At 46.5% G+C, this 14,086-nt stretch carries 17 protein-coding genes; all 17 read right to left on the bottom strand.

Going from position 1 to position 14,086, the window contains the following annotated elements:
* The gene (locus V8Q34_RS22640; RefSeq protein WP_335836392.1) at nucleotides 1-846 is read right to left on the bottom strand and encodes a phage distal tail protein; all 846 of its coding nucleotides are present in this window, start codon (nucleotides 844-846) and stop codon (nucleotides 1-3) included.
* On the bottom strand, nucleotides 843-5,168 hold the full coding sequence (locus V8Q34_RS22635; protein WP_335836391.1) for a phage tail tape measure protein: 4,326 nt from the start codon (nucleotides 5,166-5,168) through the stop codon (nucleotides 843-845). Before V8Q34_RS22635 ends, V8Q34_RS22640 begins: the two co-directional genes overlap by 4 nt.
* 55 nt (nucleotides 5,169-5,223) lie before the next feature.
* On the bottom strand, nucleotides 5,224-5,376 hold the full coding sequence (locus V8Q34_RS22630) for a hypothetical protein (RefSeq protein ID WP_187370715.1): 153 nt from the start codon (nucleotides 5,374-5,376) through the stop codon (nucleotides 5,224-5,226).
* Complete coding sequence (locus tag V8Q34_RS22625) at nucleotides 5,369-5,968, bottom strand: Gp15 family bacteriophage protein (protein WP_335836390.1); 600 nt, start codon at nucleotides 5,966-5,968, stop codon at nucleotides 5,369-5,371. The genes V8Q34_RS22630 and V8Q34_RS22625 overlap by 8 nt, the downstream gene beginning before the upstream one ends.
* Entirely contained in the window at nucleotides 5,965-6,315 is a 351-nt protein-coding gene (locus V8Q34_RS22620) for a DUF6673 family protein (protein ID WP_335836389.1), read from the bottom strand. The genes V8Q34_RS22625 and V8Q34_RS22620 overlap by 4 nt, the downstream gene beginning before the upstream one ends.
* Before the next feature lie 117 nt (nucleotides 6,316-6,432).
* Complete coding sequence (locus V8Q34_RS22615; protein ID WP_052099477.1) at nucleotides 6,433-6,993, bottom strand: hypothetical protein; 561 nt, start codon at nucleotides 6,991-6,993, stop codon at nucleotides 6,433-6,435.
* 2 nt (nucleotides 6,994-6,995) lie between these two features.
* Nucleotides 6,996-7,430, bottom strand: a complete 435-nt coding sequence (locus tag V8Q34_RS22610) for a hypothetical protein (RefSeq protein ID WP_335836388.1) — start codon at nucleotides 7,428-7,430, stop codon at nucleotides 6,996-6,998.
* A complete protein-coding gene (locus V8Q34_RS27590; RefSeq protein ID WP_442893855.1) occupies nucleotides 7,427-7,744 on the bottom strand; it encodes a minor capsid protein in 318 nt (105 codons plus the stop codon). Before V8Q34_RS27590 ends, V8Q34_RS22610 begins: the two co-directional genes overlap by 4 nt.
* Nucleotides 7,744-8,157: a DUF6751 family protein gene (locus V8Q34_RS22605; protein WP_335836387.1), complete on the bottom strand. Its 414-nt coding sequence runs from the start codon at nucleotides 8,155-8,157 to the stop codon at nucleotides 7,744-7,746. The genes V8Q34_RS27590 and V8Q34_RS22605 overlap by 1 nt, the downstream gene beginning before the upstream one ends.
* Nucleotides 8,147-8,551 carry a hypothetical protein gene (locus V8Q34_RS22600; protein WP_335836386.1) on the bottom strand — a complete coding sequence of 135 codons (405 nt, stop codon included), beginning with the start codon at nucleotides 8,549-8,551 and terminating at the stop codon, nucleotides 8,147-8,149. Before V8Q34_RS22600 ends, V8Q34_RS22605 begins: the two co-directional genes overlap by 11 nt.
* A gap of 10 nt (nucleotides 8,552-8,561) precedes the next feature.
* A complete protein-coding gene (locus V8Q34_RS22595; protein ID WP_335836385.1) occupies nucleotides 8,562-8,840 on the bottom strand; it encodes a hypothetical protein in 279 nt (92 codons plus the stop codon).
* A complete protein-coding gene (locus V8Q34_RS22590) occupies nucleotides 8,837-9,706 on the bottom strand; it encodes a hypothetical protein (protein WP_335836384.1) in 870 nt (289 codons plus the stop codon). Before V8Q34_RS22590 ends, V8Q34_RS22595 begins: the two co-directional genes overlap by 4 nt.
* A 14-nt stretch (nucleotides 9,707-9,720) precedes the next feature.
* Nucleotides 9,721-10,359, bottom strand: a complete 639-nt coding sequence (locus tag V8Q34_RS22585) for a phage scaffolding protein (protein WP_256129996.1) — start codon at nucleotides 10,357-10,359, stop codon at nucleotides 9,721-9,723.
* Between the two features lie 137 nt (nucleotides 10,360-10,496).
* Complete coding sequence (locus V8Q34_RS22580) at nucleotides 10,497-10,790, bottom strand: ribosomal-processing cysteine protease Prp (RefSeq protein WP_335836383.1); 294 nt, start codon at nucleotides 10,788-10,790, stop codon at nucleotides 10,497-10,499.
* 57 nt (nucleotides 10,791-10,847) lie between these two features.
* A complete protein-coding gene (locus tag V8Q34_RS22575; protein ID WP_033141355.1) occupies nucleotides 10,848-11,087 on the bottom strand; it encodes a hypothetical protein in 240 nt (79 codons plus the stop codon).
* Nucleotides 11,056-12,693, bottom strand: coding sequence for a phage minor capsid protein (locus tag V8Q34_RS22570; RefSeq protein ID WP_335836382.1), 1,638 nt, complete (start codon nucleotides 12,691-12,693; stop codon nucleotides 11,056-11,058). Before V8Q34_RS22570 ends, V8Q34_RS22575 begins: the two co-directional genes overlap by 32 nt.
* Before the next feature lie 5 nt (nucleotides 12,694-12,698).
* Nucleotides 12,699-14,075: a phage capsid protein gene (locus V8Q34_RS22565; RefSeq protein ID WP_335836381.1), complete on the bottom strand. Its 1,377-nt coding sequence runs from the start codon at nucleotides 14,073-14,075 to the stop codon at nucleotides 12,699-12,701.
* Nucleotides 14,076-14,086 lie beyond the last annotated feature (11 nt).

Below are 14,086 nucleotides of genomic sequence, written 5' to 3'. Positions count from 1 at the left end.
CTATACTCCCAGATACCTTTTTTTGTACCGGATTATGACACTTTGCGGATTCAAGTCGTTCTGGGTACTGTACTGCAGCAAGTTGTCGCCCAACTGCAGGGAGAAGAAGGTTGAACCCAGGTCGATATAATCAAACGCATCCTCACGGATACCGTTTCTCTCAATCTCTACAATCTTATTTCGGAATGCCGTGTTGATAAACAGTACATCATCACTGGTAAGGGTCCGGTTTACCTGAACATATTCTCCCGTGGTCAGGTTTGTCACTCTGGGGTTCTCTGCAGGACCGTGAAATTCTACCTCTATGGGCGTTTCTACATGTCCATCATTTACAATATTCACTCTGGGATCTCCGCGCCGTTTCATGTGGAATGGGAGCTTGAACTTCCATTTCCAACCATCCACCCACGTGCTGATTGCCTCCATCAAGTGATATGGAGTCTGAAAATCAGGATCCACACAGACAAGTTCAAGCAGGCAGGAAATGGGTTCAAACACATTCTGGCTGCTGAATTTCAGCTTTTGGACTTCATACTCTATGGCTCTCTCTGTTCCCATAAAATCAACAGTTAAGTTTCCGCTGCTGTAAGGGGAGAAAAAGCCTATCAGTTTTTGCCTTACTTCTGGGATGTCTTCATATCCGAGATAGTCAAATTCTATGGCTATCGGCCTCTTTAGTATTTTCATCCGTCTTTTACGTTCTCCCGCATAGCCAACATTTTCCTCCGTCAACAGGTCGTAATCCGTTGATTCCAGCCCCTCATATGCCGTTACAGAAAAAGAGGAGTCGTCTAAGACAAGCTCCTCTTCCCCTTTATGGAATGTAAATATTATCTTTCTTGTCATCCAAATGCCAGCTCCCTTCCTACTTTCCGCAGTTCTCTTGCCATTTCTACATGCGATTTCACAGGCTGATATATATTCACCGTCTGCTCTACCTTTGCCGGTTCCTGCGGTTCCGGTGCTGTTACCGTGGAGATATACCTATTCGCCAGATGATTCCCGGCAATCCGGCTTAGATTATTGTCAAAATCTCCTCGCATTTTCGCAAGTAAGGAATTTGGGTCAAAGGTCAATTTATCAGACAACCGGTCAACAGCTTTTTCAACGCCTCTTGTATTTTCCTGGATGCCTACTTCAAGTCCCTTGTCATACCAACGTCCTATTGCACGCATGACTCTGGATGGTGACGCCGTTTTAAGATTTCTTTTCGCGGCCGCTACCGCCTGGTTTGCGACATATGCCGCCGCTGCAGTCACCTCATATTCTCCGCTCCTAATACCCGAAGCAAAGCCTGCCGAAAACTGAGCACCCACATTATAACCACTGCCGGAATAACCACTTAAACTGTTTTCTGCATCACTGCCAAGACCGGATGCTGCTGTAGACGCAGAACTTCGACCTGAATCAATCCCTTCACTGAATGATCTTGCAAATTTTGAGCCTTGTGTCTTACCCTCTGTAGAAAGGTTACACTCGCTCAATCCCCGAATAGTTCCGGTGCCTAATGCTCTTGCCGCACTTATAGCGGAGGATGTAATACCTCTGATACCGGCACAAAACATATTCACAGCTGAGCGGGCCTGAGACTGGAAATTACTACCCAGGTTCACTCCTTTTAGGGCAGATGCGGAAGAACGTCCAAGATTTCTAGTTGCTGAGGATATTGTACCCTGGCTCCCTTTAATGGTGCTATTCAGGATATTGGTCGCATTCGTTCCGGTTGTCTGGAACATGCTACTGATCCCTGAGTTTTGTAAAGCCATACCCGCGGAACTGCCTACACTGCTTGCCGCCGCAGCTCCCTGGCCTGCACCGGATAACATACCAAATGCAAAATTTGACGCCGCACCATTTGCCTGACCAGCAAATACCCCTGGCATATTTGACGCCATAAGAGCCGCATTTGTGGAATTACCAAAATTGGCACCACTTGCTCCTGCCTGCGCGGAGCCATTTATAAGCGCAAAGTTGGCCGCATCTGCTGCCGCTTGTGCGTTGGAACCAAATATTCCTACCAAATCAGCCGCCGTGAATCCATTTGCTCCAGATTGTGCAACCTGTGCTGCAACAGCATATATCTGCTCCTGGTGACCCATCAGCTCCTCTACGGTCATATCACAAGCTTTTGCTGCGGAAGTAATGGCGAGTGAATAATCCGCTGCAGAAAATCCCTGGCCTATCTGTTCGCCTGCGCCCTTTGATGCAGTATTAATGACCTCGTAACCATCCCGTATAGACTGTGCGGCTGTCTCAGTGACTTCTTTTCCCTTTTTATTCGGCACAGATGTGGCGTCCGCAGATTCCATGCTTTTCATCATCTTATCCAGAGCTTCTGTTCCAATATCGCCAAGAGCGCCGCTGTCTTTCAGGTATTTTCCAAATGTCTGTATAACCTGATCGGATGTAGCGCCGGCCATATTTGAAAACTCAGGAATCTTATCTTTCATTGCATCCATCATTAGACGCATTGCACTTGCTACTGATTCCTGTCCCTCTGTGCCCAATTTATCAAAATTCTTCAGTGCTTCTACTATGGACTGCTGTAAGCTCTTGGGAATTTCTCCACCGGATTTTTCAATCTGCATGATAGCCAATTGAAATCCTTCGGACATTTTACTGTAGTCCGTAGAGGAAAGTGCGTCCTGTATAGTTTCCTGACTGGCAACTACTCCTTTTGCCGCCTCTTCTGATTCAATGGGAATCTTTGCATAAGCATCTATTGCCTTCTGCACACTCTCCGGGGTTCCTTTCCCCAGTTCGTCCATGACTCCTTCAAGCCCTTCGACCTGTGCGTCAGCTTCGACAGCGGCCCTTCCGGCGTCTTGTAATTTCCCTGTTGTTTTTTCTAAATTTCTTTGGGCTTTTTCAAGTGCTTCCTGGTCTGCCAGTCCGTTACGCCACTGTTCATCAACATCAATTACCTTTTCAATAGCTTCTTGATGAGCCTTCTGCGCTTCAGCTAAGTCTCTATGAGCTTCTGCCTGCTCTTTTATTGCATCGGTATATTGGCTTGTTGTCGCCTCCTGAAGAGCCTTATTTTTCAAATTCTGCACATACTCGTCAATAGAGGTATTAACATCATCAATAGACTGCTTTACACCCTCACTGTTCTGGATAAATCCATCAGCAGTAAGGCTGTATTCCGTGCCCATCGCGTCATTAAGCTGATTAAGGATGGATGTGGCCAGATCCTCGCACCCTTCTTTTACGTGACCGGTTTCGTCAAATGCCTCTGACATTTTGTCCCGCAGGCGCTCAACAGGAGCTGCGGATGCTTCAATAGAAGAACTGGTATCCTTCATGGATTCCCCGAGCTGATCTATTGCATTTTGGTTCTTTTCTATGGATGATCCCAACTTATCCATTCGCTCATTAAAGGCACTCTGCTGTTCATCCGCGCGTCCTGCTGTGAGTGCATATGTGGCCAATCCACCCACAAGAAGGGCAATGGCACCGGCAATCAGGGTAGCAGGGTTTGCGGCCATAATAGCGTTTAAAGCGGTAGTCGCAAGTCCCGCTCCTTTTGCAGCGCCTGTTAAACTGGTGATGACGCTTACAACGGATGACACTGGACCGCTAACAGCTTTAAAAGTTTTAAAGGCGGCCACAACGCTGACAACAGTAGGGATAATGTCATCCATATTCCCGCCCAGCCTTTTAAACACTGCACCTACAGCATTTAAAACTGACTGCGCAACGCTCAGAATGTTTTTGGTTCCGGACTTAAATGTCCTTACGAGAGAATCCAGGGCTTTCTTCGCAGGCTTCTGCATCTCCTTCGGAAGAAGTTTTACCAGCCCATCACACAGGGATTTAACGATGTCATTTGACGCAACTTTAAGCTGCATCTTGTTTTTGCCAATACCTTTTACAAAGGATTTAACCACAGATACAGAGGCATCAATCATCTTAGGAGCCGACTGTGCTACTTTCGTGGTAAGCCCTGCCAGTATGTCTCCTGCCTCTTCGACAGCAGCATCAAATCCGCCCTGTTTAAAAGCCTCTGTGAGTCTGTTGACGTCAGCAATCCCGTTATCCGCAGCATTCTTTAAGGGCTCCTGCATACTCTCGTATACTTCGATTCCCAGACCTTCCAGAGAGGATTTGAGGATGGTTAGACTTCCCTGCAGATTGTCCAGCATGGTTTCTGCCATTCTCTCAGCAGTACCGTCACAGTTTGCAATGGCGCTTTGCAGTTTTTCATATTCTTCTGGGGAGGCTCCTACAATAGCCAACAGACCAGACATTGCTTCCTGGCCTCCTAATGCTGCCGCAGTAGCCGCTTTCTCTTCCTCGCTCAGCCCGGAAAATCCCTCGCGCAGATCCTGCATGATAGTGTCCAAGGACTTCATATTGCCCTCAGAATCTGTCAGGGAGATACCAAGCTTGTTCATAGCTCCTTGGGTCTCTTTCGTTGGCTTTGAAAGCCTTGTCATGATACTCCTGAGTGCAGTACCGGCTTGACTTGCCTTTATACCTCTGTTCGCCATCAAGCCGATTGCAAGAGCTGTATCCTCTGCGGTATACCCCATTGCCCCAGCTACGGATGCCGCATACTTAAACGTCTCACCCATCATGGCCACATTGGTATTCGCATTACTGGACGCCGCTGCAAGGATATCCGCAAAATGCCCGCTGTCACTGGCCTGCAGTCCGAACGAACTCAATGCATCCGTCACGATATCAGATGTAGATGCTAAATCCTCTCCTGACGCCGCTGCCAGATTCATGATACCTTCTACACCATTCAACATTTCCTCTGTCTTCCAACCGGCCATTGCCATATAATTCATGGCTTCAGCGGCTTCCGAAGCAGAGAATTTTGTTTTCGCCCCCATCTCCTTAGCTTTATCAGTCAGTTTGCTAAGGTCCATTCCGGTTGCGCCAGAAACAGCAGCCACCTTTGACATGGCAGCCTCAAAATCGGAACCAACTTTAACGGCAAGCCCACCAGCAGCCGCGACAGCCGTCCCCACACCGGCAAGGGCCGCTACCGCAATCTCTGCAGAATGCTTTGCAGCGGAACCAATCTTACTAAAAGCACTGGACGCTGCCCCTGCTGCCGCGTTACCCTGTTGGCTGACGTTGCTTGTCAGTTTTTTAAGGTCTTTTAGCGCCCCAGCATTATCTATACTTGTGTCAATCGTAATTTTGCCATCAGCCAATAATCCCACCTGCCTTTCGCAAGCGTCATCGGCTCATAATGGCTCTACTTGACACTTAAATCCTTATTTCAAATTCTTTTTTACATTTTCTGCCCTTGCATTGAATATATACTCCTTTGCATATAACCCTTGCCGGATCATAAGCTATTGGCATTTTATATCCACAATAAGGGCACACAATCTTTATGCGCTTTTTGTCATTATCCAAAGGGGTCCCTCCCTTCCAGGAGCGCCTGTACTATGGCTTCATCTTCTTCGGATTTCTTTTCCTGGACACGGAAATACCGCTGTAAGGCCGCATAAGCTTTCTTCTGTTCTTTGGACAAGTTTTTATTTTTCGTGTCTATCGTCCGGTATTCAATTACCTTTGACAGACGACACGAAGGGGAAATATCCTCCAGCATCCAGTTAAATTTCCACCAGTGCAAATACGGAATATCGTACAGATCAAGCCCGTACGTCTGGAGGAAAGCAGTATAGATCAAAGCGGAATCAGCGCCAAAATCCATAGGAACCGCATTATTAAGGCCCAGTGCTGCACGCGGAAGGGAACTCTTTTTTCCTATATCTCCACACTTAACAAACCACCCGATTGCATCTGCTATATTGTCAGCTCTCATATTCGGTTTGCGTAGCACCTCTTCCCCCAAAAGCATATCTATGGCTTCTAAAACCGCATTGCCATTACTCTGTCCTCTGATAATCTCGTCGTAACGGAGTATATCCCTAAAATCCGTTTTGATTGCATACGCTTCTCCTGCAATCTCCACAGTTACCGGAAGCCGTTCTGTTAATCTCACTCTGTATCAACAGCCTTCTCAACTTCCATTGCCGCGATTAGCGCTTCATTCGCTCTCTCTTGTTCGCGCATCTGGTGATTATATTCTGCTACCAGTTCCCTAAACGCATTTGTGCAGGCTCTTAGAGAGTTGTTGGCACCACAGATTTTTTCTCCAGCGCCATCCCCGAATATACCATCGAAACATGCTTTAACGGACTCACAAAGATACAGATACTGTTTTGGCTGCGGGGCGTTTTTATCAAGCCTGTTTGCCTTTTCTGAAATGTTCTGCATTGCATCAAGATACTTTTGAAGGGTGTCTGCGTCTGTCGCATCAAAGTTAAGTTCATCGAAATTTATAATCATTTTTTTCCTCCATAAAAGGCCAGGGCTATTCAGCCCCAGCCTCCACAGTTTTTCTAGCTACTCTTTTTACGGCCGTTTTAGCAGGTGCTACGGCTGCCGTAGTTACCGGAGCACCATTTAATTTCCCGACGGTGCCGTCACATCAAACTTGGCAGCAACTGCAGCATCAACGGAAAATGCCTTTGTCTCCACATCAAAAGTGCCATACTCCCAGTCTGTTTTACCCAGGAGGCTGCCAGAACCTACCATTGTTCCGTCATTGTCAGAATTGGAATCCGGAGAGATGGTCACTCTCCTTTTTCTTGCCGGATATCCCTTGCTTGCCTCTTTCGGCATGTACAAGGATACGATCACCAGATCTGTTTCTGCCTCTGATCCCACTTTCTCCTTTTTTGCCACAGAATCAATCAGCTTGACAGCTTTCTCGGATGGGATGTTCTCATATTCATAACCGATGGAATATCCGTATCCTGTAATACTCTGGGATGTAGATTTCTGATTGATGTAGCGGCTTTCTTTAGTTTTCGTGTCAAAGCTTTCGTCCGCTTTGGTCACGCCGGTGCCAAACAGTTCATACGTTGCGGCCGCACCTGCTGCACCAACATTAATGTACAGTGCCTCCTGATACCGCTGCACTGCTTCAGTGTCCGCAAACCTCTGTAAATCCAATCTTCTCATGCTTATCCTACCTTTCTTTTTTGATAATATTGTAATTCGCACTGGATCTGATACTGGGCGTATGTTGCCTCACTATCATTGATGTACCCGTGCGTATTTGCTTTAATCGCCCTTGCTGTCTGCCCTTCCCCCAATATCGGAAGCTGTTTCTTCCTGGTGCAGTCCTCCAGCCAATCAGCAAAATTCTCATAAAACTGGCTGGTGTCCAAGTTCTCCTCTGCCCCATAAAGGTTTCTGGAGCACAGATAAAAAGTAACCCTGCGAATGCTGTCTCCGTTAATACACCGTTTTACAATAGGGTCCGAAGGAACGCTTTCGATGCTGTAAGACGGTTCCGGTTCCAGTTTATCCACATTTACGGGAGGAAACATGGTATCCAGTTCCTCAATAAATGGGCAGGTTGCTATAAAATCCCTGATCGACTCAATAATACTCATGTTGCCCTCCCTCCGCAGAATTTTGCGGTGGATGAAATGATGCTTTTTTTCTGGTCCTGCCAACACTTTTCCGCCCACATATTCTTGCTTTTGTGCTCATAAAACTGCCGCCTTGCGTATGGGGTATCCCAGGACACGCTACCAGGCTCTGCTCTCATGCTATCCCGTAACCGCCCCGAAAGTTCGGGCACATACGGTCGGCACTTACGGCCAAACTCAGAGGCAAAAAACAGTTGTCCTCTCCCGTTTTTCCCCAAGCTCCTTTTGAGGAGAATTTGGTCAGATGGGTCAATTTTCAAGTGGAAGTTTGCCATTACTTACAACCTCCAAATCTTATGTGTGGGATAAACCCTTTCCGGTTATCTCCATAATTATCTGCCACGCCATATGGCCGGTGCGTCTTCTGCAGATCACCGATCCCATTTATCTTCAGATCATACACCCCGAGGATAAACAGATCTTCTTTTTCTACAGTCCAAGCCGTCATCTCAGGGCTGTATGGCAGCTTCGCATACTCATCTGGCGCCACATACCCGTCAAGATATTCGGCAGGAATCCGGATTTTAAATACATCAGCGTGCTTCAGGCCGCCATCTCCTTTATCGCCCGTTATCACCTTATTTTCGCAGTAATAATGACATGGTGACACATGCCCGAAATACTCTACTTTCCGTGTATCCGGATTTACCTTGCGATTATATATGGTCACTTCTGCATTAATAATCATAGTACACCCCCGGATATAAGAGTGTCGTATCTTCCAAGTAAAGACGGGCTTCAAAACAGCATTTACTGTATAGTGCCTCTTCCGGCGGCTGATTGTCTGCAGTGTCCGCATATGTCACGGATTCTCCGTCGGTATTGACACTCTTTACCAATCGCCCGCCGGTTGTTTCTTTCTGCCGGTGATCCTCGGCCAAAATTTCAGATACCGCACATATGGCAGCTTTGACAGCCTCCAGGTCATCCGGTCGCAATTCAAATTCATGGATACGACCGTATGTCATCCGGTTCACAATGGCCTCCGCCCGCATGCCGTGTTTTTTAAAATCACTCTCCGTAAGGGCGTCTCCCTTAAAAACATCAGCATAATACTGATAATCTACATCTACCCGTGACATATACTCACCTCTATTCTGCGGTGGTTATTACGGCCATTCCAGCTCCAAAGCAGCGGTTATCCGCGTCCACCTCGACGACAACAATTTTCTGGCCTGCTGTTGCTGTAATCTCCGCCGTACCATCCCAAGCAGTGTACCCAGTCTTACATTCCTGTCCTGCATTCGGTATAGTTGGATTTGCGGCTATTTTGTATTTGTAGCTGTTACCACTTGACAGCGCCGGCTCTACCGTGATTTTAGTAGAGCCGCTCGTGCTACCTGCTACGGAGGTAACCGTCAGACTTGTCAAGCTCCGTGTTTTTTTACCACAGCATAATTAGCATCGCCAAGACGGTATCCTGTGCAAATCTCCACCTGTGCTAAAGTTCCATTAAAGTTCTCGGAATCTTTCAGCCGTGCCATAGACAGGAGGTCTACAATATGCAGGCCTCTCCAGTCATACATAATATAATCAACTTTGGTAAGGTCAACTGTCTTCAGTGTACCGGTAAAATCATAGTATTTGGCCTCATTTGCCAAATCCATCATATTACACTCTACCCACAGCATACCCAGCCAATATCCCATCTGACCAGTCCTTACGATCTCATCGTTCATTACTGGAGTAAACTTATCCCCTGCCTGCTCGAGCATTGTACTATACGTCTCCACAGATGCAAGTACCACATTCGCAGACGCTTTCTGTTTACGAATAGATTTCCTTCCGGCAATAATCTTAGAGACGATATTGGCTTTTGTAATCGCCTCTGTATCTTCCATTACTGTTCCCTCATTTACCAGACATGCAAGACCGGACATCTGCCATCCCTCACGGCATACCTGCACAGACTGGGAAAGATGTGCATCCGCCATATCATACGGAACCGCATCTGCCTGAACATTGTAAATTTTTGTAGATTCCTGCTGCAAGTTATTTAAAAGCAGTGGAATCAGGTCATTATCTGCATTCCCATGCTCGAAATCAGAAGCCGGACTTTTGGGCGCTTTCGCAGCCTTAGCCGCTAATTTGAAAATCTTTACTGCACCTGCACCTTCCGCATCCCCCTGATACTGGTCACTATAAGTCAATCCTGGCTGAAAAACCGCATCAAAATAAAAATTAGGGGCTACAATTGGACTGTATTTCTCATTAACGTTATATCCACCATATTCCATATATCATATCTCCTTTACTTCCTGTAATATTTGTTTTTACTATACTTCTGTTCTCTGTATGCTTCTTCTGAAGATACTGCTGTAGGTTTGAATGAACCTGCAGTTCCTCTTACCCAGGTGTTTTTCTTAGGCGACTCTTCCTTCTGTTCGATTTCGAAGTCATTCGGATACTGTTCTCTCATTTTTTTCATATAGTCATCGGCGCCCACGAAAGTACCATCCTTAAACTCAAGATTCTGGGCCATGAAATCTGAGAGAATGCTTTTCTTTGCAAGAGGAGACTTAATCTTCTGACCATCGAGGAATTTCTCGGCCGCAAATGTCCTCTTCTGGGTCTCAATCTGCTGATTCAGTGCCGCCGTATCAGTCTCATACTTCTGTTTCCATTCATCCGCAGATTTTTTAATGCCATCAATATCCATTCCCTTATAAGATTCAATGGTGGCGCTTGCCTCGGTGAGCTGTTTCTTATATCCGTCTGCTTCTGTTTTCAGTCCGGTATATTTCTCTTTACTGACATATGCTCCGTCCGACAAATCCACAAATTTAACAGGATTCTCTTTCCTGTCATCCGCACCATTTACTTCTGCAAGTTTCGCATCCACCTGAGCATAAAGCTCATCCCCAAGTAATTCTTTTAAATCCATATTCATCCTTTCCGCCTTCGTTTTTATATCCGGTGTCTTCCGGAGGCTGTACAGTTTATATGACTTGCCGGTCAGTTTCCGAGACCTTTTAAACGTCATAACCGGTATTGGACAATAAAAAACACCCGGGCGTCCCCGCGTGCTTATTTACCATATTTGATTTCCACCCCTGGATAATCCCTCTCTATATCGCAGATACCAAGAAAAAAGGAATCTACCAGTATCCTGCCTTTATCAGACAGGTCATTCCAGATTATATTCATGTATCCATGCCGCTCTTCTATAAATACCTTATCCGGCGTTAAAGCCTCCAGGGATATGACAAGATTATGCGCAAGTACAGATACCGCGGCGCACACAATGTCGCGACCACATTTATCATATCCTGCATGGCCGCTGATATCTACCCCCGTACGGCCCATAGTTACTGTAATCAATCAAACACCCCCTAAAATTTGGCATAAAAATACCACCAGTCATTTTGACTGGTGGTATTAGTACCACATTACTAAATATTGTTCTGATAAATGTTCTTCTTTCGCGAGTTCTATCAATTTATTTTTAGCGTGGTTTACGTGATTCATGCACCATTCATACCCTTCCGGAAGTGAATAATCAATTGTGATTCCCTGATCCAGGTCAACTACGATATGCCCGCTGTTATCGCTATCCTCAGGTATGATATCACTTTCGATAGTGGTATTATTCTTTTTTAAATTTTTTAATTTTACCATAAAATAACGTAGCCTCCTTATCATAGTTATACTTAGCAGTCGCCGCAATGTGAGCCTCATCCTGGGACATCCCTTTAGACATTAAATCCTTTTCCATGATCTCATGCTTAATCAACGTCAAGTCGTGTGATTCCGGCTTACCGTCTATCAGACGTTTCCATGATTCACCTATCATATAATCGGGATCAAAACGCTTTTTCTCACTTCCTCCTAAATCATGTTTCTGGATAAAAAGATAATCCTTAATTGACTGGATATCCTGTTCAGGAATACCTGTTGTTTTGGCTATCCTTGCCACATCTGTTTTCATTTTCCTTACAAGGCCATAATACTTCTCTGCATGTTTATTCGCTGCATCTCCGTAAGGATTTCTCGCACCGCTTACTGCTCCTGACTTTATTATACCACTTCTACCTGATTTTACAACTGCTTTCGCGGGTATTCTCCCACCTGCCATCCGCCCGAGCCCGTCCATATAGACACGCTCCATCTGTGGCTGTAGCCCCATGATTTTTGAAAACCCCTTGTACTCATGCAGAGTCTGCAGATACTTCGCTTGAGCTGACAGCATCGCATCATGGTCACCACCTTCTTTCAGGTACTTGATCCGTTCCCGCTGCGCCCGCATGGTTGTCTCCATCTCACGCTGTCTCTGTCGGCAGGTATACCCATCATATTCCTTACCCCGGTATTTTCTGATCCTGGCATCATCCTCGCGGATGTCTTCCAGCATCTCATCTGTATAGGTCCTGGTCGATATACCCTTTATAAAAGGCAGGTACGAATGATTACAGTTTGCACCGCAAAGGCCAGTCACGCTGCCGAGACCACAAATAGACTCCAGTTCTCGGCGGCTGTACACTCTGCCCTGCCAGACTGCGTGTGTTGGCCGGGCGCCATAATGTGCTGTGACCTCGAAATCGTCCGTTTCCAGCTCTTTTGCAAGTTGCTCGTTGATTTTATTGCTAAGGTTATGCACGCCTGTCATAACGGCTCTTCTGGCCGCCACAGGTGCGCGGTTGGAATATCCGCTTGCATAATCGACAGAGCGGATACCGGATGATGTCATCTCTCGCACCACCCGGCGTAAAGCCGTGTTGTAATCAAAGGCGCCTGACGCAATATCCAGGCAGGCCCGGTCAAGATACTTTTGATAGTATTCGGACAGTGGTGTAAATACCTTTTTCCCATTACCGTAGTCCAGGGAGAAACCCAGGGATTGTGTGATATTTTTGATCTCCCCTTTTGTCTGACTGACGATTGCAGAGGACAATTCCTGCAGCCAATTGTTTTCTTCTGGCGGTGTGAACTGCCCATTGACCTGCTCATACAAGCTCTTGTTACGTACATATTCCCAATCTATCACCTTGTCATACAGGGCAAATATTTCAGGATACGTCGCATTCAGTAATCTTTTTAACTCGTCCTCGATAAACTCCGTTGAGTTACCGAGTATCTTGATACGATTGAGCTGGTAATCTGCTGTAGATGTTATCTCACCTGTCTTTTTGATTCGCCTTACCACATCAGACATGATCCTATCCTGTAGTCCATAGAAAAGCTTTTCCACCTGCAGGGGCAGGCTCCCCATTTCCTCCGGTCGCATCTACATCACTCCTGTACATCATCCGGGAATTGGATTTTCGCAAGTGCTTTCATAGCCTGATCCTCTGTTTCGCCGTAGCGCTTCATCCGAAATTCTACCGGTCCTATAATCCCGGCAGCCAGATCAGCTCTGAGCTGTTCCAGTTCATACTTCTTATCAACTATGAGTGAATCGTCCCAGTCGCAAGACACTTCCACTTTTCCGGCCGGTGCAAGCCCGCCCATATCAATCCAGACCTCCATTGCCTTTACAAGGGAGCGGATGGCTTCCTCCGTGCTGTTTTGGATGTCCTTTACAGTGGAATATGACCTCTGCTTACTGGTCTTGATCTCCTCCGCTGTCTTCTCCACACTCTGCGGATCAGACAGGGTCCCATAAGCCAAGCCGCAGTTAAACTCCACTTTCTGTATAATCCGGTTATATCCATTGAAAAAGCTCTGATCCCGGATATCAGGGGAGTAGACATTGAACAATGGCTTTCCTGTCATATGGTCTGCAATGCCATTACCCATAGGATAATACAAACGCTCCTGTCCTTTTGGAAGGAGCACATCTCCCTGCCGGTTCTTTTTGAAATATTCGTTTGACGCCTGAATAGCAGTCTCCTTTGACCGGTACTCCCAAAGAGCTGCTCCGTACATCTCATCCGCATCCTGTATCTGTTTTTCCGCCCGGGAATAAACCGCTACCCCCAGCGGGGAATCAGGATCTACGTTATTCGCAAGCGGGATTTTAAGATACGAGAACAACGTACAATCTGCATTCCTGAACTCTTCATATGGGGATATATCCTCCCATTCATCGACATCCTCCAGCCTGATCTCCATACCAAGCTGCACAATCTCATCTGTTTTGACAATCGCTTTTCTGCTGACAAATGCCCGATTGATGACGATGTATTTATCTCCCTGCAGGCTGTGGTATTCCAATCGTGTGTATAACTTCTTACCTTTGCGTTTAAATTCCGGGAAGATAGCTCCGGTCATCGTACCGGATGAATCAAACTCCGTCGGATAACAATTACCGGCCCGTACGATATCTACAGCCACCTTATCCCCGGTAAGGTATGGCTTAAAGCAAATACCACCAGTGGCACTTGCAAATTCCACGTATTTGCGAAGATTGCCCCTGAATGGCGTGAGCATTTCATTTATCAGGTCTGCCCTCGGGCTGCCGCTCACCTCAATCCTGGCCTCATTTGTGACGAGTCTCGCAAACTCACTGCTTATGGCTGCAGGCAGGTTCACCCCCTTGACATCTTTGCTTATCCAGGGCGGCTTATTACGATACATGCGCTGCCACCGGTATATGGATTCAGCCATTTCCGGCGATACCGCTATATCGACGCCCAGCGCCTTTTTAATGCTCTCATACTGTATCACTGCTTATCACC

The sequence above is a fragment of the Blautia sp. JLR.GB0024 genome, from assembly GCF_037000545.1.
In the GTDB taxonomy this organism is placed as follows: domain Bacteria; phylum Bacillota; class Clostridia; order Lachnospirales; family Lachnospiraceae; genus Blautia; species Blautia celeris.
Note: the sequence above shows the minus strand (reverse complement) of the source record. Positions and strands in the feature narration are given on the sequence as shown.

What these genes read in the sequence shown, in the direction of transcription:
- V8Q34_RS22640 (WP_335836392.1), bottom strand. Translation starts at nt 846, where the DNA reads ATGACAAGAAAGATAATATTTACATTCCATAAAGGGGAAGAGGAGCTT.
- V8Q34_RS22620 (WP_335836389.1), bottom strand. Translation starts at nt 6,315, where the DNA reads ATGATTATAAATTTCGATGAACTTAACTTTGATGCGACAGACGCAGAC.
- V8Q34_RS22615 (WP_052099477.1), bottom strand. Translation starts at nt 6,993, where the DNA reads ATGAGAAGATTGGATTTACAGAGGTTTGCGGACACTGAAGCAGTGCAG.
- V8Q34_RS22610 (WP_335836388.1), bottom strand. Translation starts at nt 7,430, where the DNA reads ATGAGTATTATTGAGTCGATCAGGGATTTTATAGCAACCTGCCCATTT.
- V8Q34_RS27590 (WP_442893855.1), bottom strand. Translation starts at nt 7,744, where the DNA reads ATGGCAAACTTCCACTTGAAAATTGACCCATCTGACCAAATTCTCCTC.
- V8Q34_RS22605 (WP_335836387.1), bottom strand. Translation starts at nt 8,157, where the DNA reads ATGATTATTAATGCAGAAGTGACCATATATAATCGCAAGGTAAATCCG.
- V8Q34_RS22600 (WP_335836386.1), bottom strand. Translation starts at nt 8,551, where the DNA reads ATGTCACGGGTAGATGTAGATTATCAGTATTATGCTGATGTTTTTAAG.
- V8Q34_RS22590 (WP_335836384.1), bottom strand. Translation starts at nt 9,706, where the DNA reads ATGGAATATGGTGGATATAACGTTAATGAGAAATACAGTCCAATTGTA.
- V8Q34_RS22585 (WP_256129996.1), bottom strand. Translation starts at nt 10,359, where the DNA reads ATGAATATGGATTTAAAAGAATTACTTGGGGATGAGCTTTATGCTCAG.
- V8Q34_RS22575 (WP_033141355.1), bottom strand. Translation starts at nt 11,087, where the DNA reads ATGGTAAAATTAAAAAATTTAAAAAAGAATAATACCACTATCGAAAGT.
- V8Q34_RS22570 (WP_335836382.1), bottom strand. Translation starts at nt 12,693, where the DNA reads ATGCGACCGGAGGAAATGGGGAGCCTGCCCCTGCAGGTGGAAAAGCTT.